This window comes from Nonomuraea sp. NPDC003201, from assembly GCF_053590415.1.
The window spans coordinates 17,214-38,838 of record NZ_JBSFTC010000079.1 but is presented as its reverse complement, the minus strand read 5'-3'; the positions used below and the strand labels follow the sequence as shown (position 1 = coordinate 38,838).

The window sequence follows — 21,625 nt, the reverse complement described above, 5'->3', positions numbered from 1 at the left end:
CCACGGCCCGCCGGGGCCGCCCCAGGGGCCGCGCCCCCAGTCGAACGGGAACGGTCCGGGACCGCCGCGCCTGCCGCGCTGGCGGTGCTCGTGGTGGTGGCGGCGGCCACCCATGTCGTCGAAGGCCTCGGAAACGGCCCTGAACGCCTCGCGGGCGGCCTGCTTGGCCTCACGGGCCGCCTGCCGGTAGTCGTGAGCGCCGGGCCAGTGCCGGCCTGCTGCCTGTGCGGAATCCATTTCTCCCCCTATATCGTGATCTGTTCTCGATGCGTCAACGATATATCGATAGTGTGTCGTTCGCAAGGCCGGTGCGGGAGTGAGCCAGATCACGAAAAAGTTGCGGAATCCGGGAACAGGATTGAGGAAAGGCTCGTTATCTAGAGCAGACGAGGTCGTTCCGCGTCGGCAGGGCTGGGGGGTGCTGTCGCCGCGGAGACGGCCTCGTCTGCGTTTACGGGGACTTTTCGGACCGCGCACCCACTCCTTCCCGCTCGGGTGCGCGGGGGAGCGGGGCGGCCGGTCGCGAAGACCGTGCGTGACCGCGTATCCCCATATTTTCGCCAAGTAACGCGTCGCGGATCGGCCCCAGGTCATCGTGAAGGCCCCGCCGGGCGGGTCTCGGCGCGTAAAGGACTTCTTTGCCGTACAGTCCGGATCATGATGGGGCACACGCACGCGATGACCGGGGCCATCGCCTGGCTGGGGCTGGCGCCGCCCCTCGCCGCACTTCCGTTGCTGAACGAGTCGTCCCGTTTCGTCGAGACGGGAATCATGGCCACCGCGCTCAGCCCGGCGGAGCTGATCGCCGGTGCCCTCATCTGCGCGGGCGCCGCGATGCTGCCCGACCTCGACCACCCGAGCGCGACGATCGCCCAGACGTTCGGGCCGGTCACATGGGCGCTCAGCAAGGCCGTGAGCTGGATCAGCGGCGGCCACCGCGGGGCGACCCACTCGCTGGTGTTCGCGGTGGCGCTCGGATTCGGGGCCCACTGGCTGGCCAACACCTATCCCATCGGGCGCGACATCATGGTCGTGCTGCTCATCGGCCTGGCCCTGCGGGCGATCGGCGTCGGGATCCCCGGCAACAAGGCGGGTTCCGCGATGGTCAACATCGGGCTGACCGCCGGGCTTTACGCCGTCTTCCTCTCGCTCGGCGTGGGCTACGCCTGGCTGGGGCTCGCGGTGGCGATCGGGTGCCTCATCCATGTCGTCGGCGACTGCATGACCGAACGGGGCTGTCCGGTGCTGTGGCCGCTGGGGGCCAAGTTCGTGCTGCCGTGGAAGATCGGCATCAAGACCGGCAAGACGTTCGAGCAGAAGATCCTCGCGCCGATCCTGTCGGTGGCCATCGTCGGCCTGCTGTTCTGGCGGCTGGCACCCGCTTAACTTGATGTCGAGATAACCTAGGGATATCTTGACGTCGAGACATCCGCCGCGGAGTTCGCCAGTTAGGGTCACCTAACGTGCTGGTCGTGCGAAGAGTGCGGCAGGATTTGGTCTGAGGAAAATGTCTGATGGAGGAGGCGAATCACCGTGTCCGCGAACAGCTTCGGCAGCCGTGACACGCTACGCGTCGGCGACGCGTCGTACGAGATTTTCCGGCTGGACGCCGTCGAGGGCGCCGCACGCCTCCCGTACAGTCTGAAGATCCTTCTGGAAAACCTCCTCCGCACCGAGGACGGCGCGAACATCACCGCCGACCACATCCGGGCGCTGGGTGGCTGGGACCCGAAGGCGGCGCCGAGCGTGGAGATCCAGTTCACGCCCGCGCGCGTCATCATGCAGGACTTCACCGGCGTCCCCTGCGTGGTCGACCTGGCCACCATGCGCGAGGCCGTGCGCGACCTCGGCGGCGACGCGGCCCGCATCAACCCGCTCGCGCCGGCCGAGATGGTCATCGACCACTCGGTCATCGTCGACTTCTTCGGCCACCCCGACGCCTTCCAGCGCAACGTCGAGCGCGAGTACGAGCGCAACCGCGAGCGCTACCAGTTCCTGCGCTGGGGCCAGACGGCCTTCGACGAGTTCAAGGTGGTCCCGCCCGGCACCGGCATCGTCCACCAGGTCAACATCGAGCACCTGGCCCGCGTGGTGATGATCCGCGACGGGAAGGCCTACCCCGACACCTGCGTCGGCACCGACTCCCACACCACCATGGAGAACGGCATCGGCGTCCTGGGCTGGGGCGTCGGCGGCATCGAGGCCGAGGCCGCGATGCTCGGCCAGCCGATCTCCATGCTCATCCCGCGCGTGGTCGGCTTCAAGCTCAACGGCAAGCTGCCCGCCGGGGCCACCGCCACCGACCTGGTGCTCACGATCACCGAGATCCTGCGCAAGCACGGCGTCGTCGGCAAGTTCGTGGAGTTCTACGGCGAGGGCGTCTCGTCCGTGCCGCTGGCCGACCGGGCCACGATCGGCAACATGAGCCCCGAGTTCGGCTCCACCTGCGCGATCTTCCCGATCGACGGCCAGACCGTCGACTACCTGCGCCTGACCGGCCGCTCCGAGGAGCAGATCGCGCTCGTCGAGGCGTACGCCAAGACCCAGGGCCTCTGGCTCGACCCGTCCGCGCCCGAGCCGGTCTTCTCCGAGTACATCGAGCTCGACCTCGGCACCGTCGTGCCGTCCATCGCCGGTCCCAAGCGCCCGCAGGACCGCATCGCGCTGTCGGCCGCCAAGGCCACCTGGCGCCACGACGTCCAGAACTACGTCGAGGACGGCGTCGACGAGGCGGGCCAGGAGACCTTCCCGGCCTCCGACGCGCCCGCCTCCAACGCCCGCGCCAACGGCGGCCGGCCGCACAAGCCGGTGGCGGTCACGCTGGCCGACGGCACCTCGTTCGAGATCGACCACGGCATCGTCTCGATCGCCGCGATCACCTCGTGCACCAACACCTCCAACCCGTACGTCATGCTCGGCGCGGCGCTGCTGGCCCGCAACGCCGTCGAGAAGGGTCTGACCCGCAAGCCGTGGGTCAAGACCTCGCTGGCCCCGGGCTCGCAGGTCGTGACCGGCTACTTCGAGCGCTCGGGGCTCCAGCCGTACCTCGACAAGATCGGCTTCAACCTCGTCGGCTACGGCTGCACCACCTGCATCGGCAACTCGGGCCCGCTGCCGCCGGAGATCTCCGAGGCCGTGCAGGCCAACGACCTCGCGGTCACGGCCGTGCTGTCGGGCAACCGCAACTTCGAGGGCCGCATCAACCCCGACGTCAAGATGAACTACCTGGCCTCGCCGCCGCTCGTGGTGGCGTACGCGCTGGCCGGGACCATGGACGTCGATCTCGACACCGAGCCGCTGGGCCTGGGCAACGACGGCAAGCCCGTCTACCTGAGGGACATCTGGCCGTCGCCGGAGGAGATCTCCGCGGTGGTCAACTCCTCCATCGGCCGTGACATGTTCGAGCGCGACTACGCCGACGTGTTCAAGGGCGACGACCACTGGCGCTCGCTGCCGATCCCGACCGGCGACACGTTCGAGTGGGACCCGTCCTCGACCTACGTGCGCAAGGCCCCCTACTTCGACGGCATGCCGTCCAAGCCGGAGCCCGTCACCGACATCGCCGGCGCCCGCGTGCTGGTCAAGGTCGGCGACTCGGTCACCACCGACCACATCTCGCCGGCCGGCTCCATCAAGACCGGCACCCCGGCCGCGCAATACCTGCAGGCCAACGGGGTCGAGGTGAAGGACTTCAACTCCTACGGCTCGCGGCGCGGCAACCACGAGGTGATGATCCGGGGCACGTTCGCCAACATCCGCCTGCGCAACCAGATCGCGCCGGGCACCGAGGGCGGCTACACCCGCGACTTCACCCAGCCCGACGGGCCGGTGTCGTTCATCTACGACGCCTCGGTCAACTACGCCGCCGCCGAGACGCCGCTGGTGGTGCTGGCGGGCAAGGAGTACGGCTCCGGCTCCTCGCGCGACTGGGCGGCCAAGGGCACGGCGCTGCTGGGCGTGCGCGCGGTCATCGCCGAGTCGTACGAGCGCATCCACCGCTCCAACCTGATCGGCATGGGCGTGCTCCCGCTGCAGTTCCCCGAGGGCGCCACGGCGGAGTCGCTCGGGCTGACCGGCGAGGAGACCTTCGACATCACGGGTGTCGAGGAGCTCAACTCCGGCGGCATCCCGAGCACCGTGCACGTCAGGGCCGGCGAGGTGGAGTTCGACGCGGTGGTGCGCATCGACACGCCGGGTGAGGCCGACTACTACCGGCACGGCGGGATCATGCAGTACGTTCTTCGCTCGTTGCTCGCGAAGTGACTTCCCGGGCTCGCGCGCGGTCATGAGCCGCGCGGGGGCCGGGATCCCTTGGCCGCTCGTTGAAGCCGGGGGTGGGGCGTGATCCTCACGCGCCCGTATCGGGGGAACCACCCGACACAAAGAAGAGCCGCCCGGCGGGACAACCCCCGCCGGGCGGCTCTTCGTCATCGGGACATCGTCCGGTAGCGGTGGACGGACAGCGGCAGGAACACCGCGAGGATCGCCAGCGACCAGATCAGGCTCGCGGCCACCGGGTGCTGGAGCGGCCAGGCCGAGGAGACCGAGGTGGGGTTGCCGAACAGGCCGCGGGTGGCGGCCGCGACGGCGCTCATGGGGTTCCAGTCGGTGAGGGGCTTGAGCCAGGCCGGCAGCCCCTCGGTGGGGACGAACGTGTTGGCCAGGAACGTCATCGGCATCAGCCAGCCGAAGGTGGCCGCGTCCGCCTGCCCGCCGCTCTTGACCCACAGGCCGATGTACGTGCCCAACCAGATCATCGCGAACCCGAACAGCGCCAGCAGCCCGAACGCCCCCGCCGTCGCCCCCAGGCTCCCGTGCGCCCGCCACCCGGCCAGCAGCACTCCGGTCAGCACCATGGCGGACAGCGACAGCAGGTGCAGCGACAGGGCGGCCACGCTCCGCCCGACCAGCACGGCGCCGCGGGCGATGGGCTGGGCGCGGAACCTGTCGGTGATCCCGCGGGCCATGTCCTCGGCCACGGTGGTGGCGGCAGAGGTGGCCGTCATGGCCATGACCTGCATGAAGATGCCGGGCATGAGGTAGTCGCGGTAGTCGCCGCCGCCCGGCAGGGTGATCGCGCTGCCGAAGACGTAGCCGAACAGCACGGTCATGATCACGGGGAACACCAGGAATCCCGCGATCTCGCCCGGCTGGGCCTTCAGCCGCGAATAGGTGCGGCCCGCGATGGTGAGGGAGTCGTTCAGGGTCCAGCGCAGCGTCTCGTACATCTCTCCGGCTCCTTCTCAGGCCGTCAGGTGGAGGAAGACCTCGTCGAGGGTCGGCCGCCGCAGCGCCAGGTCCTCCACGGGGATGCCGGCCGCGTCCAGCGCGCCGGCGATGCGGACGAGCGACTGCGCGCCGTCGGCCGCGGGAACGGTCACCTGCCGCCCCTCGGCGCTCTCGATCTCCGGGGATCCGGCGCCGCGCAGCAGCCGCAGCCCCGCGTCCACGTCCCCCGGCTCCCGGAAGACGACCTGGACCCGGTCGCCGCCGATCTGCCACTTCAGCTCGGCCGGTGAGCCCGCCGCGGCCACCACGCCCTCCCTCAGCACCACGATCTGGTTCGCGAGCCGGTCGGCCTCGTCCAGGTACTGGGTGGTCAGCAGCAGCGTCGTGCCCTCCTTCACCAGGTCGAGCAGCAGCTCCCAGAGCTGCATCCGGCTGCGCGGGTCGAGCCCGGTGGTCGGCTCGTCCATGAACAGCACCGGCGGCGACACGATCAGGCTCGCCGCCAGGTCGAGCCGGCGCCGCATGCCCCCCGAATACTCCTTGACCGGCCGCTGTCCCGCCTCGGCCAGCTCGAACCGCTCCAGCAGCGCGACCGCCCTGCGTCGCGCCTCGGCCCTGCTCAGGTGGTAGAGCCGGCCGAACAGCTCCAGGTTGCGCCGCCCGGTCAGCAGCTCGTCGACGGCCGCGTGCTGCCCGGCCAGGCCGATGCGGAAGCGCAGCGCGGCCGCGTCGCGCACGACGTCCAGCCCGGCGACCTCGGCATGGCCCGCGTCGGGGCGCAGGAGCGTGGCGAGGATGCGTACGGCGGTGGTCTTGCCCGCCCCGTTCGGACCCAGCAGGCCGCAGACGGTGCCGGCCGGGACGTCCAGGTCGATGCCCTTGAGCGCTTCGGTGGCCGCGTACCGCTTCCGCAATCCTTCCGCGTGGATCATGGAGACCCCCCTTAACAGTGTTAAATCTAACAGCGTTAAGGATGCATTGAACGTTGTTAAGCTGTCAACCGTGGCACTCGAAAAAAGCACCATCGTCGCGACCGCGCTACGGCTCCTGGACGAGGTCGGGCTCGACGGGCTGACGCTGCGCCGGCTCGCGGGCGAGCTGGGCGTGCAGGCCCCGGCCCTCTACTGGCACTTCAAGAACAAGCAGGAACTGCTGGACGCGATGGCGGCGGCGATGATGTCCGCGCACACGTCCCGCCCCACGTTGACGGAGCCGGGCAAGTGGCGGGAGTGGGTCGCCGGCTACGCGCACGCCGACCGCGCGATGCTCAACTCCTATCGCGACGGGGCCAAGCTGGTGGCGGGCACGCGGCCGTCGTCGGAGCTGTTCGCCGTGGTGGAGCGGGCGCTGGCGGGGCTGGAGGCGGCGGGGTTCGGGGCCGGGGACGCGGCGCGGGGGCTGTTCACGGTGAGCGGGTACGTGGCCGGCTTCGTGCTGGAGGAGCAGGCCGACCGGACGCGTACGGACGAGGAGCGCGGCATGCCGGACATGGAGGAGTTCCAGAAGACCTATCCGCGGCTGATGGCGGGCCTGGCGGAGCTGGGCGACCCGCAGGGCGACCGGTCGTTCGAGGGCGGGCTGCAGCTGATCCTCGACGGGATGGGGCTGCGCCTGAAGGCTCAGGACACCTTGGCGGCGGGCGCGGACCAGGTGTCGCAGGCGGAGGGGGAGACGGCGCGGTAGCCGCGCTGGAGCCAGTAGACGCGGGTGGCGCCCTTGCCGTGGCTGCGGTAGCCGTCCTCGTCGCCGCTGGCCCGGGTGGCGTCGAGCAGCGCCGCCCAGTCGTCCTTGCCGCGCCGCAGCGACCCCCACACGCTGCCGAGGAACACCCCGGACAGGCAGTCGGCCTGCAGCTCGAAGCGCCGCTTCAGCTCGCCCTGGCGGTCGGCCGGGATCTTCGCCTTGTACTGCCGCCAGACGCCGAGCCGGCTCTGCAGGTGGTGCCCGTACTCATGGGCGGCCACCTTGAACGGATAGAGATCGGTCCTGTCCTCGATCCACCGGCCGGTGAGGGGGAACACCAGGGTGCCGCGCTCCATGCAGTAGAAGGCCGCCGCCTGCTCGGGCCACGGCACCCCGCACACGGTGCTCTCGGGCTCCTCGTAGTACCGCACGACGGGCTTGCCGAACGCCCATCCGGCCCGCCCGAAGTAAGCACCCCACGACGTGTCCAGACATTTCACGACTGCTGCGAGGTACTGCCGGGCCTGCGGAATCCCCCCGTACGTGATCGCCGTCTCGGGGCAGGCGGTGTCGCGCAGCTTCCCGGCCTTCTTGGCGAACGGGCTGGTGACGGGGGCGGCGTGGGCGATCTGAGCGGGCACGCAGACGGCCGCGAGGACCGCGACGAGGGCGAGGGCGCGCTTGAACGGGAGGGACTGCACGGAGGGCAGCTTAACGATCGGCGGGAGCGTCTCGAGCTCGGTCACTCCTGTAGGGGGAACGGCGACAGAGAGTGAAGGTGATTGACTCTCGCCCATGACTGATGTGGCGTTGGTGCTGATTGTTGGTAGTTTGGCGGTCTTTGTCGGGGCGATTGTCCAAGGTGGTGTGGGTTTCGGTCTCGGGCTGGTCGCCGCTCCCGTGCTCACCATGCTCAATCCCGACCTCATGCCCGGCGCCATCCAGGTCGTCAACGTGACGCTCCCGCTGTTCACGCTGGCCGCCGAATGGCGGACGGTGGACTGGCGCGGGCTCGGGTTCGCGGTGCTGGGGAGGCTGCCCGGGAGCGTCATCGGCGCAGTCATCGTTGTCTACGTTTCCGCATACGCCAGAGGCGTCTTCGTCGCCGTCATGGTGCTCGTCGCGGTGGCCCTGACGGCCAGGGCGCTGAGCGTGCCGCGCAACGGGGTGACGCTCGCCTCCGCCGGGTTCGTCTCCGGGATCACCGGGACGGCGACCGGCATCGGCGGGCCGCCCATGGCGCTGGTGTACCAGCATGCCAAGGGGCCGCAGATCAGGGCGACGCTGGCGATGTTCTTCTTCCTGAGCGCCGCCCAGTCGCTGGTCATCCTCGCGGTCGTGGACGAGCTCCCGGCCCGGGCGCTGACGACCGGGGCGATCCTGATCGTGCCGATGGTGCTCGGCTTCCTGGTGTCGGGGCCGCTGCGGCGGTATCTCGACGGCGGCAAGGTACGGGTGGCCGTGCTCGTGGTGGCCGCCGCCTCCGCCTTGGCGCTGCTCGTACAGAACGTGATCGCGCAGCTCGCCTGAGACCGTGACGCTGTGAGTGGTGGACGGCGGACGTCACGGATTCGGCTCGCCGGCCTCCTCGCGAGCTGGGTGACGGCATGGGGGCCGGTCAGGACGTCCCGCGATTCGGCCTCGGCCCAGCTGAAGATGCCGATCGGCATGGTGCTGCGCTCCTGGGCGGCGCGGAGCGCGTAGACCTCGGCGCGGGCGGTGTGGACGGCCGGGTCCTCCGGGGCGGCGTCGCCGGCGAGCTGGGCGAGGTGGCAGGCTTCGGCCTCCGGCGCCGGTCGAGCGTGAGCCACTCGACCTCGACGTCGGTACGAAGCCTGCCAACCCGGCTGTGACGTCGCCGACCAGACCGTGCCCAACGTCCTGCGGATGTTCGGCATGGCCGAATCGGAGGCCCGCCGCATCGTGGCACTGCCGCTCCCGGCCGACGAGCCTGCGCCCGAATCGATCTGAGCGACGGGACGCACCGGCGGAACTCATGGGTCATGGGGTTGCGTGATGCGTTCGAGCCATCGCCGCAGCAGGGCGGTCTCGGCCGGTTCGAGGGCCTCGGTCCCGACGAGATCGAGTTGCGCGTGAAGGCGTAGTGCGGCGGCGTGCACGGGGTCGGCGTCGTTGCGAGCGGTCGTTTCGGTGAGTACGTACGAAAACACGGCGTCTCGCATGCGGTGGGACAGCGCGGGGTCATCGAACAGGGCCGGTCTGGAGATGTGGTCGAGGGCGGTCCCGACGTTCGCCGCCAGGATGAGCTGAGCGGCGGTCCGCGGCGCGACCGTCAACGCGCCCGCCGCCGCGCACCGGGTGAGCGCCGCCACCAGCAGGTCCATCACGCGATCTCGCGCCGTTGAGTGGGACCACGGCCGTGGAGCGAACATGAGCTGGTAGAGGGCCGGGTTCTCCTTCGCGAACGCCATGTGACCGTCCCAGCCGGCGTGCAGGTCGGCGACCGGGTCGTGCGTCTGCTCCTGAGCGGCCTTGATCGCGGCGTACCGCTCGTACCCGTGGTCGGCGACGGCGTCGAGCAGCCCGTGCTTGTCACCGAACAGCCGGTAGAGCACGGGCTGGCTCACGCCGACCGCCTCGCAGACCGCGCGCGTGGCGATCTCGTGGTTCGCGGACGTCGCCAGTTGCCGCACCGCGGCTTCGATCATCGCCGTGCGAAGCGGGTCTGTCGCTGCCATGGAATCAATGCTACTGCCATTCGATAGCGGTGATACGGATCTGTGCTATGGTCGCTCCGTAGCATCGATATGAAAAAACCGTATCGAAGATAAGGAGCTTCCGTGAGTGATCAGCAGGTTGCCGTCGTCGCCGGCGGCTCTCGCGGGATAGGCAAGGCGATCGCGATGGCGTTGGCGGCGCGGGGCTGCCAGGTCGCGGTGGGGTTCCAAGGGTCGGCCTCCGCCGCGGCGCAGGTGGCCGAGACGATCACGGCGTCCGGCGGCCGGGCGATCCCGGTCCAGGCCGACGTGGCGGACGAGGACGCCGTCGCGGCGATGTTCGACACGGTGGAGAAGACCTTCGGCGGGGTCGACGTGGTCGTCAACTCGGCGGGGCGGCTGTCGCTGTCCCCGATCGCCGACCTCGACCTGGACGACCTGGACGCCCTGCACCGCACCAACATTCGCGGCGCCTTCGTCATGGCGCGGGAGGCCGCGCGTCGCGTGCGCGCCGGTGGCGCGATCGTCACCCTTTCCACCTCCGTGGTCGCTCTGCAGTTCCCGAACTACGGGGCGTACGCCGCCGGCAAGGGGGCCGTCGAGGCGATGACGCTCGTGCTCGCCCGCGAGCTGCGAGGCCGGGACGTCACGGTCAACGCGGTCGCGCCCGGCCCGACCGCCACCGAACTGTTCCTCGACGGCAAGGACGCGGCCACCATCGAGCGACTCGCCAAGCAGCCGCCGCTGGAGCGGCTCGGCACCCCCGAGGACATCGCCGAGGTCGTCGCCTTCCTGACGAGCCCGGCGGGGCACTGGGTCAACGGGCAGGTCGTGCGCGCGAACGGCGGGATCATCTGACGATCGCCGCCGACCGCCTCCGCGCCGAGTTCTACCAACCCTCTGAATCCCCGATACGAAAGGAAACCGACATGCCGTTCGCCAACCTCAAGGTGCCCGCCGGCACCCTGACCCCCGAGTCCAGGAAGAAGCTCATCGACGCCGTCACCGACGCCTACGCCGACGTCTACGGAGAACGAGCCCGCGCCACCACCCTGGTCCTCCTGGAGGAGGTTCCGGACGGCGGCTGGGGCCTGGGCGGCAATGTCCTCACCGCCGAAATGCTCGGCCGAAACTGACCCGTCCGGGGCCGGGCCGGACGCCCCACCCGGCCCGGCCCCGGCCCAGTCCCGAGGTCCGGCGGGACCGCCCCTTCGATGGCCGCCGATCCTGCAACGCCCGCCGATGGGCAGAACGGCGCGAACCGGCCGACTGAAGCGCTCAGTCACAGGACCGGAGCCCCCGAAGATTCCGGTGGCGTTTCTGGATTGTTACCCGAAACAACAAACTCCCGGCCCACAGGGTCTTCCAAAGCAGGCCATCCCGGAATACGTTGCCGCAAACAACATTCATCCGGGCGCCTCCGGAAGAAAGGACCCTGCACCATGCGCAAGGGGATCCTCAGCCTGACCGCCGCGGCAGCCACGCTCGCCCTCGGTCTCACCGCCTGCGGGGGCAACAGCGGTCAGAACACGGCGTCGACCTCGTCGACCGCGTCGGCCACGGCCTCAGCGGCGAAGGCCGGGAAGATCGGCGTCATCCTGCCGGACAGCAAGTCCTCGGCCCGGTGGGAGACGGCGGACCGCAAATACCTCGAAGAGGCGTTCAAGGCCGCCGGTGTCCAGTACGACATCCAGAACGCACAGAACGACAAGACGGCGTTCCAGACCATCGCCGACCAGATGATCACCAACGGCGCCACCGTCCTGATGATCGTGAACCTGGACAGCGGCAGCGGCAAGGCGGTCATCGACAAGGCCAAGTCCCAGGGCGTGGCCACGATCGACTACGACCGGCTGACGCTCGGCGGCGGCGCCGCCTACTACGTCAGCTTCGACAACACCAAGGTCGGCACCCTGCAGGGCGAGGGCCTGAGCAAGTGCCTGACCGACAAGAAGGCCGGTAAGCCCATCGTGGCCTACCTGAACGGCTCGCCGACGGACAACAACGCCACCCTGTTCAAGCAGGGGTACGACGGGGTGCTCAAGCCCAAGTTCGACTCCGGCGAGTACGTCAAGGGCCCCGACCAGGCCGTGCCCGACTGGGACAACACCCAGGCCGGCACGATCTTCGAGCAGATGCTCACCCAGCAGCCGAAGATCGCCGGCGTGCTGGCCGCCAACGACGGCCTCGGCAACGCCGCCATCACCGTGCTGAAGAAGCAGAACCTCAACGGCAAGGTGCCGGTCACCGGCCAGGACGCCACCGTCCAGGGCCTGCAGAACATCCTCGCGGGCGACCAGTGCATGACCGTCTACAAGGCCGTCAAGAAGGAGGCCGACGCGGCGGCCAAGCTCGCGGTGGCGCTGGCCAAGGGCGAGAAGCCCACGGCGAGCGGCAGCGTCAAGGACCCCGAGAGCGGTCAGGACGTCCCCTCCGAGCTGCTCGAGCCGCAGGCCATCTACCTCGACAACGTCAAGGACGTGGTGGCCGACGGTTACGTGACCAAGGAGGAACTGTGCACGGGTGACTTCGCCAAGAAGTGCACCGAGGCAGGCATTCAATAAGACCAAAAGGGGGCGCGGCCGGACCGGTCGTGCCCCCTCTTAGGGAGCCCCATGACCCCCCTCCTTGAAGTGCGCGGGATCGACAAGAGCTTCGGCCCGGTGAAGGTGCTGCACAAGGTCGAGTTCGAGGCGTACGCCGGCGAGGTGACGGCCCTGGTCGGAGACAACGGCGCGGGCAAGTCGACGCTGGTCAAGTGCATCGGCGGCATCTATCCGATCGACGCAGGTGAGATCCTGTTCGACGGCAGGCAGGTGCACGTCCACAGCCCCCGCGACGCGGGCGAGCTCGGGATCGAGATCGTGTACCAGGACCTGGCCCTGTGCGACAACCTCGACATCGTCCAGAACATGTTCCTCGGCAGGGAGCGCAAGAACGGGCTCCTGCTCGACGAGGACAGCATGGAGGAACTGGCCGAGAAGACCCTCAGCGGCCTGTCCGTACGCACGGTGAAGTCCATCCGGCAGCAGGTCTCCAGCCTGTCCGGCGGGCAGCGGCAGACCGTGGCCATCGCCAAGGCCGTGCTGTGGAACAGCAAGGTCGTCATCCTCGACGAGCCGACCGCGGCGCTGGGCGTGGCCCAGACCGCGCAGGTGCTGGAGCTGGTGCGCAGGCTGGCCGACACCGGCCTGGCCGTCGTGCTCATCTCGCACAACATGAACGACGTCTTCGCCGTCTCCGACCGGATCGCGGCGCTCTACCTCGGAAGGATGGCCGCCCAGGTCAAGACCGCCGACGTGACGCACGCCCAGGTCGTCGAACTGATCACCTCAGGCCGCAGCGGGGAACTCGGCCTCAAGAACGGGGTCACCCCATGAGCAAGGTCAAAGAACTCCCCGGCGAGGCCATCGCCGCGGCGACGCAGTCGCCGTCGATCGGCAACAGCTTCCTCGCCTACGTCGAGCGGGTGCGCGGCGGCGACATGGGCGCGCTGCCCGCCGTGCTGGGGCTGGTCGTGCTCTGCACGGTCTTCGCCGTCGCCCGCCCCGCCTTCGTCACCTCGATCAACTTCGCCAACCTCTTCACCCAGGGCGCCGCGATCACGCTGATCGCGATGGGCCTGGTGTTCGTGCTCCTGCTCGGCGAGATCGACCTGTCCGCCGGCTTCGCCAGCGGCGTGTGCGCGGCGGTGCTGGCCGTCACGCTCACCAGCCTGGGCCTGCCCTGGTACGTGTGCGCGCTGGCCGCCATCGTCACCGGCGTGATCATCGGCACGGTGCTCGGCACGCTCGTCGCCAAGGTCGGGATCCCGTCGTTCGTGGTCACGCTGGCCGCCTTCCTCGCCTTCCAGGGCCTGGTCCTGGTGCTGGTCCAGGAGGGTACGAACATCTCCATCCGCGACAGCGTGATCGTCGCCATCGCCAACAAGAACCTGGCGCCCTGGCTGGGCTGGGTGCTCTACGCGGCCAGCGTGGTGGTCTACGCCGCCGTCCAGCTCCTGCGGGCCAGGAAGCGCACCAAGCGCGGGCTGGTGGCCGACCCGATGTCGCTGATCGCCGCCCGCGTGGGCGCGCTGGCGGTGCTGGCCGGGCTCGCGGTCTACGTGCTCAACCTGGAGCGCAGCCGCAACCCGGCGCTCGTCTCGCTCACCGGCGTGCCGATCGTGGTGCCGATCATCCTGGTGCTGCTGGTCGCGTGGACGATGGTGCTGCGCCGTACCGCGTTCGGACGTCACATCTACGCGGTCGGCGGCAACACCGAGGCCGCGCGCCGGGCCGGCATCCCGGTCGACCGGATCAGGATCAGCGCGTTCGTGATCTGCTCCTCGATGGCCGCGATCGGCGGGATCGTGGCCGCGTCCAGGGCCAGCTCGGTCGACCCGAACACGGGCGGCAGCTCCGTCCTGCTGTACGCGGTCGGCGCGGCGGTCATCGGCGGCACGAGCCTGTTCGGCGGCAAGGGCAGGGTGCTGGACGCCGTGCTCGGCGGCGCCGTGGTCGCGGTCATCGAGAACGGCATGGGTCTGATGGGGTATGGGGCCAGTGTGAAGTACCTGGTCACGGGGTCCGTCCTGCTGCTCGCCGCGGGCGTCGACGCCCTGGCCCGCAAACGGGCGTCGGCCGCTGGTCTAAGGTGATCAGCGACTCTCAGCCCCCGAAGGAATACCAGACGATGCGTGCCGGCCCTTCCCAAGAGGACATCAGGCGCCACAATCTCGGCGCGCTGCTTCGTCATGTCCATCTGGGCGGGCCGATCTCGCGCGCCGAGCTGACCTCGAGGATGGGGCTCAACCGCAGCACGATCATGGCGCTGACCTCGGATCTCACCGCGGCCGGGCTGGTGCGCGAGGAGCTGCCCCGCGAGACGGGCCGAGCGGGACGGCCCTCGCTCGTGGTGCGGCCGGAGTCGGCCCGGGTCTACGTTTTCGCGTTCGACGTGGGCCCCGACCGGCTGGCGGTGGCCCGCGTGGGGCTGGGCGGGGTGATCCTCGACCGCCGTGAGACGACCCGCGAACGCGGCAAGTTCATGCTGGACGAGCTGACCGGGGTGCTGTCCGGCTTCGCCCGGCAGATGCGGCGCAAGACCAGGGACGACACCGTCTGCGTGGGCGCGGCGGCGGCCGTGTCCGGCGGCGTGCGCAAGGCCGACGGCGTGGTGCGGTTCTCGCCCAACCTGCTGGCCGAGGAGATCCCGTTCGGCGAGGAGCTGGGCCGCCGGCTCGGCCTCGGGCTGCCGGTCAGCGTGGGCAACGACGCCAACCTGGCCGCCCTCGCCGAGCACAGCCGCGGCGTCGGCGCCGCCGTCAGGGACCTCATCTACCTGCACGGCGACGTGGGCATCGGCGGCGGCATCATCGCGGGCGGCCATCTGCTCGGCGGTCACGACGGCTACGGCGGCGAGGTCGGCCACATGGTCGTCAACCCCGGCGGGCGCGCCTGCGGCTGCGGGTCCCACGGGTGCCTGGAGGCGGAGGTGGGGGAGCGGGCGCTGCTGGAGGCCGCGGGCCGCATCGGCCCCGGGCAGCACGGGCGCGACGCGGTGCGCGCCGTGGTGGAGGCCGCCGACAGGGGCGACATCGAGGCGCAGGACGCGCTCAAGAAGGTCGGCGACTGGCTCGGCCTCGGCATTGCGAACCTGGTCAACATCTTCAACCCCGAGATGGTCATCTTCGGGGGCATCCTCCGGGAGATCTACCTGGGGTCCGCCGCGCGGGTGCGTTCCCAGCTCGCGCTGCACGCGATGGCGCCGCAGCGGGAGCGGCTGCGGCTGCGCACGGCGTCGCTCGGGGACGCCGCCCCGCTGGTGGGCGCGGCCGAGCTGGCCTTCGCCAACGTCCTCGCCGACCCCCTGGAGGTCCTCGCCCGCGCCACCGCCTAGACCCCCGTCAGCCGACCTTCGACGTGGCGGCCGTCCAGGTGTTGCAGAAGCCCGTGGCCCCGCCGCGGTAGCCGCGCTCCTGCCAGAAGGCGAGGTTGCGGGGCTTGCCGTGGATCTCGCTCTCGTCGGCCCTGCGCACCGCGTCGATCCAGTCGTCCCACGCGATCCCCGGCCTGATCGACTTCAGCGTGGCGCTGTACAGGACGCCGGCGAAGCACTCGGCCTGCATCTCCAGCCGGTGGCTCAGCAGGGTCCGCGCGCTGCCGGAGGCCTGCCAGGACAGCGCGTTCTGCGCGTCCAGCACCCCGATGAGCTGCTGCACGTGGTGTCCCCACTCGTGGGCGACGGAGTGCGCGATGTTCATCCTGAAGGGGTCGCGCAGGTCGTGCTTCATGATGCGGATGGCGATCGTGCGCTGCTCGGGGCAGTACTGCGCGCCGTTGCTGGTGATCTCCCCGCAGACGGAGTCGCTCCCCGTCGTGATCGTGACCTCGGGCGGCGCGTACGGCAGCCGGGCCTGCGCGAACCGCCCGGCCCAGAAGCGGTCGGCGCATCCGGCCATCGCCCGGTAGAACGTCCTGAGCGAGGCGACGCTGCCCGGACGGATCTCCGGGACCTCGCAGGTCTGCGCGACCACGTCCCCGCCCATCTCTCCCAGAAGGCCGGCCTGCGCGATACGCGACGCCGCCCGGGCCGGCCCAGAAAACTGCCCGGAGAACAGCAGTAAACCCGCGACCATGCCCGCTAAGAGGGATATGCGCACGATCGCGGATCTTAGAGGAGTTTTACGACACTTGGGACTTCGGAGCCTTCCAGGTGTTGCAGCCGCCGGCCGACTCGGTGTCGAAGCCGCGCTTGAGCCAGGCGCCGGTGTTCTTGGCGTTGCCGTGCGTCTTCTCGCCCCAGTTGTCGACCTTCACGCCGAGGGCGGACAGGTCGAGGCCGGTGCCGCCGTTCCTGACCCAGTAGGTGAACTCGGACTCCTGGCGGCCCAGCGAGTGCCAGACGCTGCCGGTGAACACGCCGGACAGGCACTCCGCCTGCAGTTCGAGCCGCCGGCTCTCGTCGAGCACTCGGGCCTCGTTCTTGCGGTTGTACGGCGTCAGGGCCTTGAACATGCCCGTCGTCTGCTGGATGTGGTGGCCGTACTCATGGGCCAGGACCAGCATCAGCATCAGGTCGTTCTGCTCCTCGACCAGGTTGGAGCTGGCGAAATAGGTGATCTTCTTGTTGGTCGAGCAGTAGAGCGCCTGCACGCCGCCCTCGGGGAACTTGCCGCACCCGGTCTGTGCGCCGGGCTTGGTGATCACCTGCATGGTGGGCTTGGTGAATGTGAAGCCGGCCTTCTTGACCTTCGGCTCCCAGGCGGCGTTGAGGCAGTCGAGCACGACGTCCAGATAGCCCTTGACCTCCTCCAGGCTGCCGGACTGCACCTTCGGCTCCGGGCACGAGTCGAAGCCGAGCTTGCCCGTCTTGTAGATCGGGCTTTTCGCCAGTACAGGCTTGTATGCCGGCGCAGCGGTGGCCGCGTGGGCCGTTCCGGCGAAGAGCAGGCTCGCCATGGTGCCTGCCATAAGCGCCAATCGGGTGATACGCATGAGAAGGCACCCTATTGAATAGGGAGTTCCAGGTAAAGGAAGATTAAAGCGTGTTGCGGGCCGTGGCGGACCAGGTGTTGCACGCGCCCGGACCGCCGCGGTTGAAGCCCCGCGTCATCCAGGCCGCCTGCGTCGGGCCCTTGCCGTGGTCGTTCTGGGGCCAGCCCTTGGCGCCGTTCTTCCTGAACCAGTCGACCGTGTACGCCCAGTCGGCGTCGGTGACCAGTTCCGTTCCCTTCATCGTGCTCATGAACACCGACGAGAAGCACTCCGCCTGCAGCTCCGAATTGCGCGAGAGTTGCAGCCGCTTCGCCTTGCCCGCGACATTCCTGGCGGTCCAGTAGTAGTTCCAGATGCCGGAGATCTGCTGGACGTGGTGCCCGTACTCGTGGGCGATCAGGCGGGTGATGCCCAGCGGGAACGGGTTGCGCAGCTGGTCCCTGCTGATCATCAGGTACATCGTGCGGTCCGTGGAGCAGTAGACGCCGTCGGCGCCGGTGTTCCAGGTGCCGCAGGGGGTCCTGACCTTGGTGGTGATGATGCGCAGCCGCGGCTTGGCGAAGGGCAGCCCGGCCTTGCGGAACTGGGCGGCCCACGCCTTGTTGAGGCAGTTGGTCACGCGGGTCAGGAAGCGCCGGTACGCGGTCATGCTCCCGGCCGGCAGGTCGCCGGGCGCGCAGTTGACGTCGGCCAGGCGCCCGGTCCGGTACAGCGGGTTCGCCGTCGCCAGTGCCTGGCCGATCGAGGGCCCCTTCTTCGACTCGCTGGAGCCCTTGGCCGGCGGGGAGGAGAGCTGCCGGGCCGCCCCGTTCAGCGACTCCGACGAGGGGGTGGCCACGCCGGCCAGCACGAGCACCAAACCGGCCGCTGCCAGGGCAAGCGCCACCATGGCGACCGCCAGCGCCGCGAGTTTGCTTTTGGGGGCAGAGTTCATATGCTCCGAAAAACTATCCCAAGATCAGACATATGTGGGTGGATTTGACTCGATGGAGTCAGTGAGGCGGGAGCGAACTAGACTCGGGTCAACGGCGCACAAGAGCAGAGGGGAGTCGGATCCGTGAGCGGGTTGCTGGGCTCGATAGAGGGACCGCATGACGTCAAACGGCTCACTGTCGAGGAGCTGCCGCGGCTTGCGGGGGAGATTCGCGACCTGCTGGTCGACTCGTGCGCCAGGTTCGGCGGCCATCTGGGCCCCAACCTGGGAGTGGTCGAGCTCACCATCGCCATCCACCGGGTCTTCGACTCCCCGAACGACCCCGTCGTCTGGGACACCGGCCACCAGTCGTACGTGCATAAGGTCCTCACCGGACGGGCCTCCGGCTTCGAGGCGCTCAAGCAGGAGGGCGGTCTGTCGGGCTATCCGAGCCAGGCCGAGTCGGAGCACGACTTCGTGGAAAACTCCCACGCCTCGACCGCGCTGTCCTACGCCGACGGCCTGGCCAAGGCGTTCAAGCTGCGCGGCGAGCAGGACCGCACGGTCGTGGCGGTGATCGGCGACGGCGCGCTGACCGGCGGCATGGCCTGGGAGGCGCTCAACAACATCGCCGCCGGCAAGGACCTCCGGCTCGTGATCGTGGTCAACGACAACGGCCGCTCCTACTCGCCCACGATCGGCGGCCTGGCCTCCCACCTGTCCAACCTGCGGGTCAACCGCAGGTATGAGGACTTCCTCGACTACGTCAAGGACAAGTTGGGGAACGTTCCCGTGCTCTACGACGCCCTGCACGGCTTCAAGAAGGGCGTCAAGGACGTCCTGGCCCCGCAGGTGATGTTCGAGGACCTCGGGCTCAAATACGTCGGCCCCATCGACGGCCACGACGAGCAGGCCATGGAGGCGGCGCTGCGCAAGGCCCGCGACTTCCGCGGCCCCGTCATCGTCCACGCCCTCACCCAGAAGGGCCGCGGCTACACGCCCGCGGAGAATCACGACGAGGACCAGTTCCACTCGCCCGGCGCCTTCGACCGGGCCACCGGCGCGGAGAAGCCCAAGCCGCGCATCTGGACCAACGTCTTCAGCGAGGAGCTCGTCCGGCTCGGCAAGGAGCGCGAGGACCTCGTCGCGATCACCGCGGCCATGCTCCACCCGACGGGCCTCAACGCCTTCGCCGACGCCTACCCCGAGCGCATCTACGACGTCGGCATCGCCGAGCAGCACGCGCTGACCAGCGCCGCCGGCCTCGCCCTCGGCGGCATGCACCCGGTCGTGGCCGTCTACGCCACGTTCCTCAACCGGGCCTTCGACCAGCTCCTCATGGACGTCGCGCTGCACCGGCTGCCCGTCACGGTGGTGCTCGACCGAGCGGGCGTCACGGGCGACGACGGCGCCAGCCACAACGGCATGTGGGACCTGTCGATCCTCCAGGTCGTCCCCGGGCTGCGGGTCGCGGTGCCGCGCGACGGCGACCGGCTGACCGAGCTGCTGCGCGAGGCCGTCGAGGTCACCGACGGCCCGACCGTGCTGCGCTTCCCCAAGGGCCCGGTCGCCGAGCCGGTCGAGCCGGTGGGCAAGCTGGGCGAGATGGACCTGCTGCGCGCCCCCAAGGGCGACCCCGACGTGCTGCTGGTCGGCGTGGGCCCGATGGCGCAGCTCTGCATGGACGCCGCGGTCCTGCTCGACGCCCAGGGGATCGGGGCCACCGTGGTCGACCCCCGCTGGGTCAAGCCGCTCGACGAGGCGCTCGTGCTGGCCGCGAGCGCCCACAAGCTGGTGGCCGTCGTCGAGGACAACGGCCGCGTGGGCGCCGTGGGCGACGCCGTGGCCCGCCTGCTGCGCGACGCCGACGTCGACGTGCCGGTGCGCACGTACGGCATCCCGCAGGAGTTCCTCGACCACGCCAAGCGGGCCGCGATCCTCGCCAGGATCGGCCTGACCGCGCAGGACCTCGCCCGGCAGATCACCGAGGCGGTCGCGAAGCGGACCTCCCACGAGGTGCCCGCCCGCCACTGAGCACCCGGCGCACCACGGCGGTGATCCCCAGCGCGGGCGATCACCGCCGTGTCGCGTTCCTATCCCTGAGGTGAGACTGGATCCCGACCGCGCATGATCACTCAGGGCGTGGGAAGGATCACCGGGCGTGGACATCTTTCGCACGAAGAGTGTCGAGCAGTCGATCCGTGACACCGAGGATCCGGAACATCAGCTGCGCAAACGCCTGACGGCCACCGACCTGACGGTCTTCGGCATCGGGGTGATCGTCGGCACCGGGATCTTCGTGCTCACGGGACAGGTCGCCAAGGAGGTGGCGGGCCCGGCGGTGGCGCTCTCGTTCGTCGTCGCGGGCATCGTCTGCGGCCTGGCGGCCCTGTGCTACGCCGAGTTCGCCTCCACGATCCCGGTCGCCGGCTCGGCCTACACCTTCGCCTTCGCCACCCTGGGCGAGTTCCCCGCCTGGGTGATCGGCTGGGACCTGACCCTGGAGCTGGCGCTGGCCGCGGCCGTGGTGGCGGTCGGCTGGTCGGGCTACTTCGCCTCGATGCTGGCGTCCGTCGGCATCCATCTGCCCGCCTCGATCGCGGGCGAGAACCCCGTCGTGAACGTCCCCGCCATCCTCATCGTCCTCCTCCTCACCGTGATCCTGGTGATCGGGATCAAGGTCTCCTCGCGGGTCAACCTCATCCTGGTGATCACGAAGATCACGGTCGTGCTGCTGGTGATCGTGGCCGGGCTGTTCTTCGTCAAGGGGGCCAACTACACGCCGTTCATCCCCGAGGCCGTGTCCACGCCGCGGGTGGAAGGGCTGAAGGCGCCGCTGATCCAGGTGCTGTTCGGCGTCACGCCGGTCGCCTTCGGCGTGATGGGCGTCTTCTCCGCCGCGGCGATCGTGTTCTTCGCGTTCATCGGCTTCGACATCGTGGCCACCGCCGCCGAGGAGACCATCCACCCGCAGCGCGACGTGCCGCGCGGCATCCTCGGCTCGCTGGCCATCTGCACGGCCCTGTACGTGGCCGTCTCGCTCGTCGTGGTCGGCATGCAGCGCTACGACCGGCTCAGCACCTCGGCGCCGCTGTCCGACGCGTTCACCTCGGTCGGCTACGGCTGGCTGGCCACGATCATCAGCGTCGGAGCCATCGCCGGCCTGACCACCGTGGTGCTCGTGCTGCTGCTCGGCCAGACCCGGGTGCTCTTCGCGATGTGCCGCGACGGGCTGCTGCCGCGCTCGCTGGCCAAGGTCCACCCCCGGTTCGGCACGCCGGCCCGGCTCACGATCATCATCGGCGTGGTGACGATGGCGCTGGCCGGGTTCGTGTCGTTCGGCGAGCTGGCCGAGCTGGTGAACATCGGCACGCTCTTCGCGTTCGTGGTGGTCTCGATCGGGGTGGTCATTCTCCGGCGCACCCGGCCCGACCTGCCGAGGGGGTTCCGCGCGCCCTTCGTGCCGGTGCTGCCGGTCCTGTCGGTGCTGGCCTGCCTCTACCTCATGCTCAACCTGCCGGTGCAGACGTGGCTGAGGTTCCTGATCTGGATGATCGTCGGCGTCGTCATCTACTTCGTCTACGGCTATCGCCACAGCAGGACAGTCAAGGTCCGCGTCAAGAGCGGCGGCTGAGGGGGCGGGC

General features: G+C 69.6%; 19 protein-coding genes and 1 pseudogene. 12 read left to right on the top strand and 8 right to left on the bottom strand.

Annotated elements, in window-relative coordinates; genetic code table 11:
- Positions 1 to 237: pseudogene (locus ACWDX9_RS26275) on the bottom strand (PadR family transcriptional regulator); the annotation flags it as partial.
- A 420-nt stretch (positions 238 to 657) separates the two neighbouring features.
- Here ACWDX9_RS26275 and ACWDX9_RS26270 point away from each other — a divergent pair.
- Positions 658 to 1,386, top strand: coding sequence for a metal-dependent hydrolase (locus ACWDX9_RS26270; RefSeq protein ID WP_449958263.1), 729 nt, complete (start codon positions 658 to 660; stop codon positions 1,384 to 1,386).
- A 147-nt stretch (positions 1,387 to 1,533) separates the two neighbouring features.
- Positions 1,534 to 4,263 carry an aconitate hydratase AcnA gene (gene acnA / locus ACWDX9_RS26265; RefSeq protein ID WP_364239610.1) on the top strand — a complete coding sequence of 910 codons (2,730 nt, stop codon included), beginning with the start codon at positions 1,534 to 1,536 and terminating at the stop codon, positions 4,261 to 4,263.
- A 164-nt stretch (positions 4,264 to 4,427) separates the two neighbouring features.
- Here acnA and ACWDX9_RS26260 read toward each other — a convergent pair whose 3' ends face one another.
- Positions 4,428 to 5,228, bottom strand: a complete 801-nt coding sequence (locus tag ACWDX9_RS26260) for an ABC transporter permease (RefSeq protein WP_449958260.1) — start codon at positions 5,226 to 5,228, stop codon at positions 4,428 to 4,430.
- Positions 5,229 to 5,243: 15 nt separating this feature from the next.
- Positions 5,244 to 6,161: an ATP-binding cassette domain-containing protein gene (locus ACWDX9_RS26255; protein ID WP_449958258.1), complete on the bottom strand. Its 918-nt coding sequence runs from the start codon at positions 6,159 to 6,161 to the stop codon at positions 5,244 to 5,246.
- Between the two features lie 70 nt (positions 6,162 to 6,231).
- Here ACWDX9_RS26255 and ACWDX9_RS26250 point away from each other — a divergent pair, with 70 nt between their 5' ends.
- Entirely contained in the window at positions 6,232 to 6,912 is a 681-nt protein-coding gene (locus ACWDX9_RS26250) for a TetR/AcrR family transcriptional regulator C-terminal domain-containing protein (protein WP_449958255.1), read from the top strand.
- Here ACWDX9_RS26250 and ACWDX9_RS26245 read toward each other — a convergent pair.
- Complete coding sequence (locus tag ACWDX9_RS26245; RefSeq protein ID WP_449958252.1) at positions 6,849 to 7,658, bottom strand: neutral zinc metallopeptidase; 810 nt, start codon at positions 7,656 to 7,658, stop codon at positions 6,849 to 6,851. The two genes, ACWDX9_RS26250 and ACWDX9_RS26245, sit on opposite strands and share 64 nt — an antisense overlap.
- 49 nt (positions 7,659 to 7,707) lie before the next feature.
- Between ACWDX9_RS26245 and ACWDX9_RS26240 the strand changes: the two genes are divergently transcribed.
- Positions 7,708 to 8,442: a TSUP family transporter gene (locus ACWDX9_RS26240; protein WP_449958249.1), complete on the top strand. Its 735-nt coding sequence runs from the start codon at positions 7,708 to 7,710 to the stop codon at positions 8,440 to 8,442.
- A gap of 464 nt (positions 8,443 to 8,906) precedes the next feature.
- Here the strand turns inward: ACWDX9_RS26240 and ACWDX9_RS26235 are convergent, their stop codons facing one another.
- The gene (locus ACWDX9_RS26235) at positions 8,907 to 9,611 is read right to left on the bottom strand and encodes a TetR/AcrR family transcriptional regulator (protein WP_449958246.1); all 705 of its coding nucleotides are present in this window, start codon (positions 9,609 to 9,611) and stop codon (positions 8,907 to 8,909) included.
- 102 nt (positions 9,612 to 9,713) lie between these two features.
- Between ACWDX9_RS26235 and ACWDX9_RS26230 the strand changes: the two genes are divergently transcribed.
- The 6 genes from ACWDX9_RS26230 to ACWDX9_RS26205 all read left to right on the top strand — a co-directional run bounded on the left by ACWDX9_RS26230 (position 9,714) and on the right by ACWDX9_RS26205 (position 15,470).
- The gene (locus tag ACWDX9_RS26230) at positions 9,714 to 10,448 is read left to right on the top strand and encodes an SDR family oxidoreductase (RefSeq protein WP_449958243.1); all 735 of its coding nucleotides are present in this window, start codon (positions 9,714 to 9,716) and stop codon (positions 10,446 to 10,448) included.
- Between the two features lie 71 nt (positions 10,449 to 10,519).
- Positions 10,520 to 10,726, top strand: a complete 207-nt coding sequence (locus ACWDX9_RS26225) for a 4-oxalocrotonate tautomerase family protein (RefSeq protein ID WP_449958239.1) — start codon at positions 10,520 to 10,522, stop codon at positions 10,724 to 10,726.
- A 306-nt stretch (positions 10,727 to 11,032) separates the two neighbouring features.
- Complete coding sequence (locus ACWDX9_RS26220; protein WP_449958236.1) at positions 11,033 to 12,154, top strand: sugar ABC transporter substrate-binding protein; 1,122 nt, start codon at positions 11,033 to 11,035, stop codon at positions 12,152 to 12,154.
- A gap of 51 nt (positions 12,155 to 12,205) precedes the next feature.
- On the top strand, positions 12,206 to 12,970 hold the full coding sequence (locus ACWDX9_RS26215) for an ATP-binding cassette domain-containing protein (RefSeq protein ID WP_364831089.1): 765 nt from the start codon (positions 12,206 to 12,208) through the stop codon (positions 12,968 to 12,970).
- Positions 12,967 to 14,229 (top strand): sugar ABC transporter permease, encoded by a 1,263-nt coding sequence (locus ACWDX9_RS26210; protein WP_449958233.1) that lies wholly within the window; start codon positions 12,967 to 12,969, stop codon positions 14,227 to 14,229. Before ACWDX9_RS26215 ends, ACWDX9_RS26210 begins: the two co-directional genes overlap by 4 nt.
- 35 nt (positions 14,230 to 14,264) lie before the next feature.
- Complete coding sequence (locus tag ACWDX9_RS26205; RefSeq protein ID WP_449958229.1) at positions 14,265 to 15,470, top strand: ROK family transcriptional regulator; 1,206 nt, start codon at positions 14,265 to 14,267, stop codon at positions 15,468 to 15,470.
- Between the two features lie 7 nt (positions 15,471 to 15,477).
- On the opposite strand, the gene ACWDX9_RS26200 is transcribed toward ACWDX9_RS26205, so the two are convergent.
- The 3 genes from ACWDX9_RS26200 to ACWDX9_RS26190 form a co-directional block, all read right to left on the bottom strand.
- Positions 15,478 to 16,119: a neutral zinc metallopeptidase gene (locus ACWDX9_RS26200; protein WP_449958226.1), complete on the bottom strand. Its 642-nt coding sequence runs from the start codon at positions 16,117 to 16,119 to the stop codon at positions 15,478 to 15,480.
- A 136-nt stretch (positions 16,120 to 16,255) separates the two neighbouring features.
- Positions 16,256 to 17,032, bottom strand: coding sequence for a neutral zinc metallopeptidase (locus ACWDX9_RS26195; protein ID WP_449958223.1), 777 nt, complete (start codon positions 17,030 to 17,032; stop codon positions 16,256 to 16,258).
- A 79-nt stretch (positions 17,033 to 17,111) separates the two neighbouring features.
- Positions 17,112 to 18,002: a neutral zinc metallopeptidase gene (locus tag ACWDX9_RS26190; RefSeq protein WP_449958220.1), complete on the bottom strand. Its 891-nt coding sequence runs from the start codon at positions 18,000 to 18,002 to the stop codon at positions 17,112 to 17,114.
- 132 nt (positions 18,003 to 18,134) lie between these two features.
- On the opposite strand from ACWDX9_RS26190, the gene dxs reads away from it, so the two are divergent.
- Together dxs and ACWDX9_RS26180 are read left to right on the top strand one after the other, a co-directional pair.
- Positions 18,135 to 20,015 (top strand): 1-deoxy-D-xylulose-5-phosphate synthase, encoded by a 1,881-nt coding sequence (dxs, locus tag ACWDX9_RS26185; RefSeq protein ID WP_350723235.1) that lies wholly within the window; start codon positions 18,135 to 18,137, stop codon positions 20,013 to 20,015.
- A 127-nt stretch (positions 20,016 to 20,142) separates the two neighbouring features.
- Positions 20,143 to 21,615 (top strand): amino acid permease, encoded by a 1,473-nt coding sequence (locus ACWDX9_RS26180; protein WP_449958217.1) that lies wholly within the window; start codon positions 20,143 to 20,145, stop codon positions 21,613 to 21,615.
- Positions 21,616 to 21,625 lie beyond the last annotated feature (10 nt).

Bases quoted from the DNA above. Each gene is read 5' to 3' on its own strand.
- ACWDX9_RS26270 (WP_449958263.1), top strand. From the start codon at position 658: ATGATGGGGCACACGCACGCGATGACCGGGGCCATCGCCTGGCTGGGG.
- ACWDX9_RS26260 (WP_449958260.1), bottom strand. From the start codon at position 5,228: ATGTACGAGACGCTGCGCTGGACCCTGAACGACTCCCTCACCATCGCG.
- ACWDX9_RS26255 (WP_449958258.1), bottom strand. From the start codon at position 6,161: ATGATCCACGCGGAAGGATTGCGGAAGCGGTACGCGGCCACCGAAGCG.
- ACWDX9_RS26240 (WP_449958249.1), top strand. From the start codon at position 7,708: ATGACTGATGTGGCGTTGGTGCTGATTGTTGGTAGTTTGGCGGTCTTT.
- ACWDX9_RS26235 (WP_449958246.1), bottom strand. From the start codon at position 9,611: ATGGCAGCGACAGACCCGCTTCGCACGGCGATGATCGAAGCCGCGGTG.
- ACWDX9_RS26225 (WP_449958239.1), top strand. From the start codon at position 10,520: ATGCCGTTCGCCAACCTCAAGGTGCCCGCCGGCACCCTGACCCCCGAG.
- ACWDX9_RS26220 (WP_449958236.1), top strand. From the start codon at position 11,033: ATGCGCAAGGGGATCCTCAGCCTGACCGCCGCGGCAGCCACGCTCGCC.
- ACWDX9_RS26215 (WP_364831089.1), top strand. From the start codon at position 12,206: ATGACCCCCCTCCTTGAAGTGCGCGGGATCGACAAGAGCTTCGGCCCG.
- ACWDX9_RS26210 (WP_449958233.1), top strand. From the start codon at position 12,967: ATGAGCAAGGTCAAAGAACTCCCCGGCGAGGCCATCGCCGCGGCGACG.
- ACWDX9_RS26205 (WP_449958229.1), top strand. From the start codon at position 14,265: ATGCGTGCCGGCCCTTCCCAAGAGGACATCAGGCGCCACAATCTCGGC.
- ACWDX9_RS26200 (WP_449958226.1), bottom strand. From the start codon at position 16,119: ATGGGCGGGGACGTGGTCGCGCAGACCTGCGAGGTCCCGGAGATCCGT.
- ACWDX9_RS26195 (WP_449958223.1), bottom strand. From the start codon at position 17,032: ATGGCGAGCCTGCTCTTCGCCGGAACGGCCCACGCGGCCACCGCTGCG.
- ACWDX9_RS26190 (WP_449958220.1), bottom strand. From the start codon at position 18,002: ATGAACTCTGCCCCCAAAAGCAAACTCGCGGCGCTGGCGGTCGCCATG.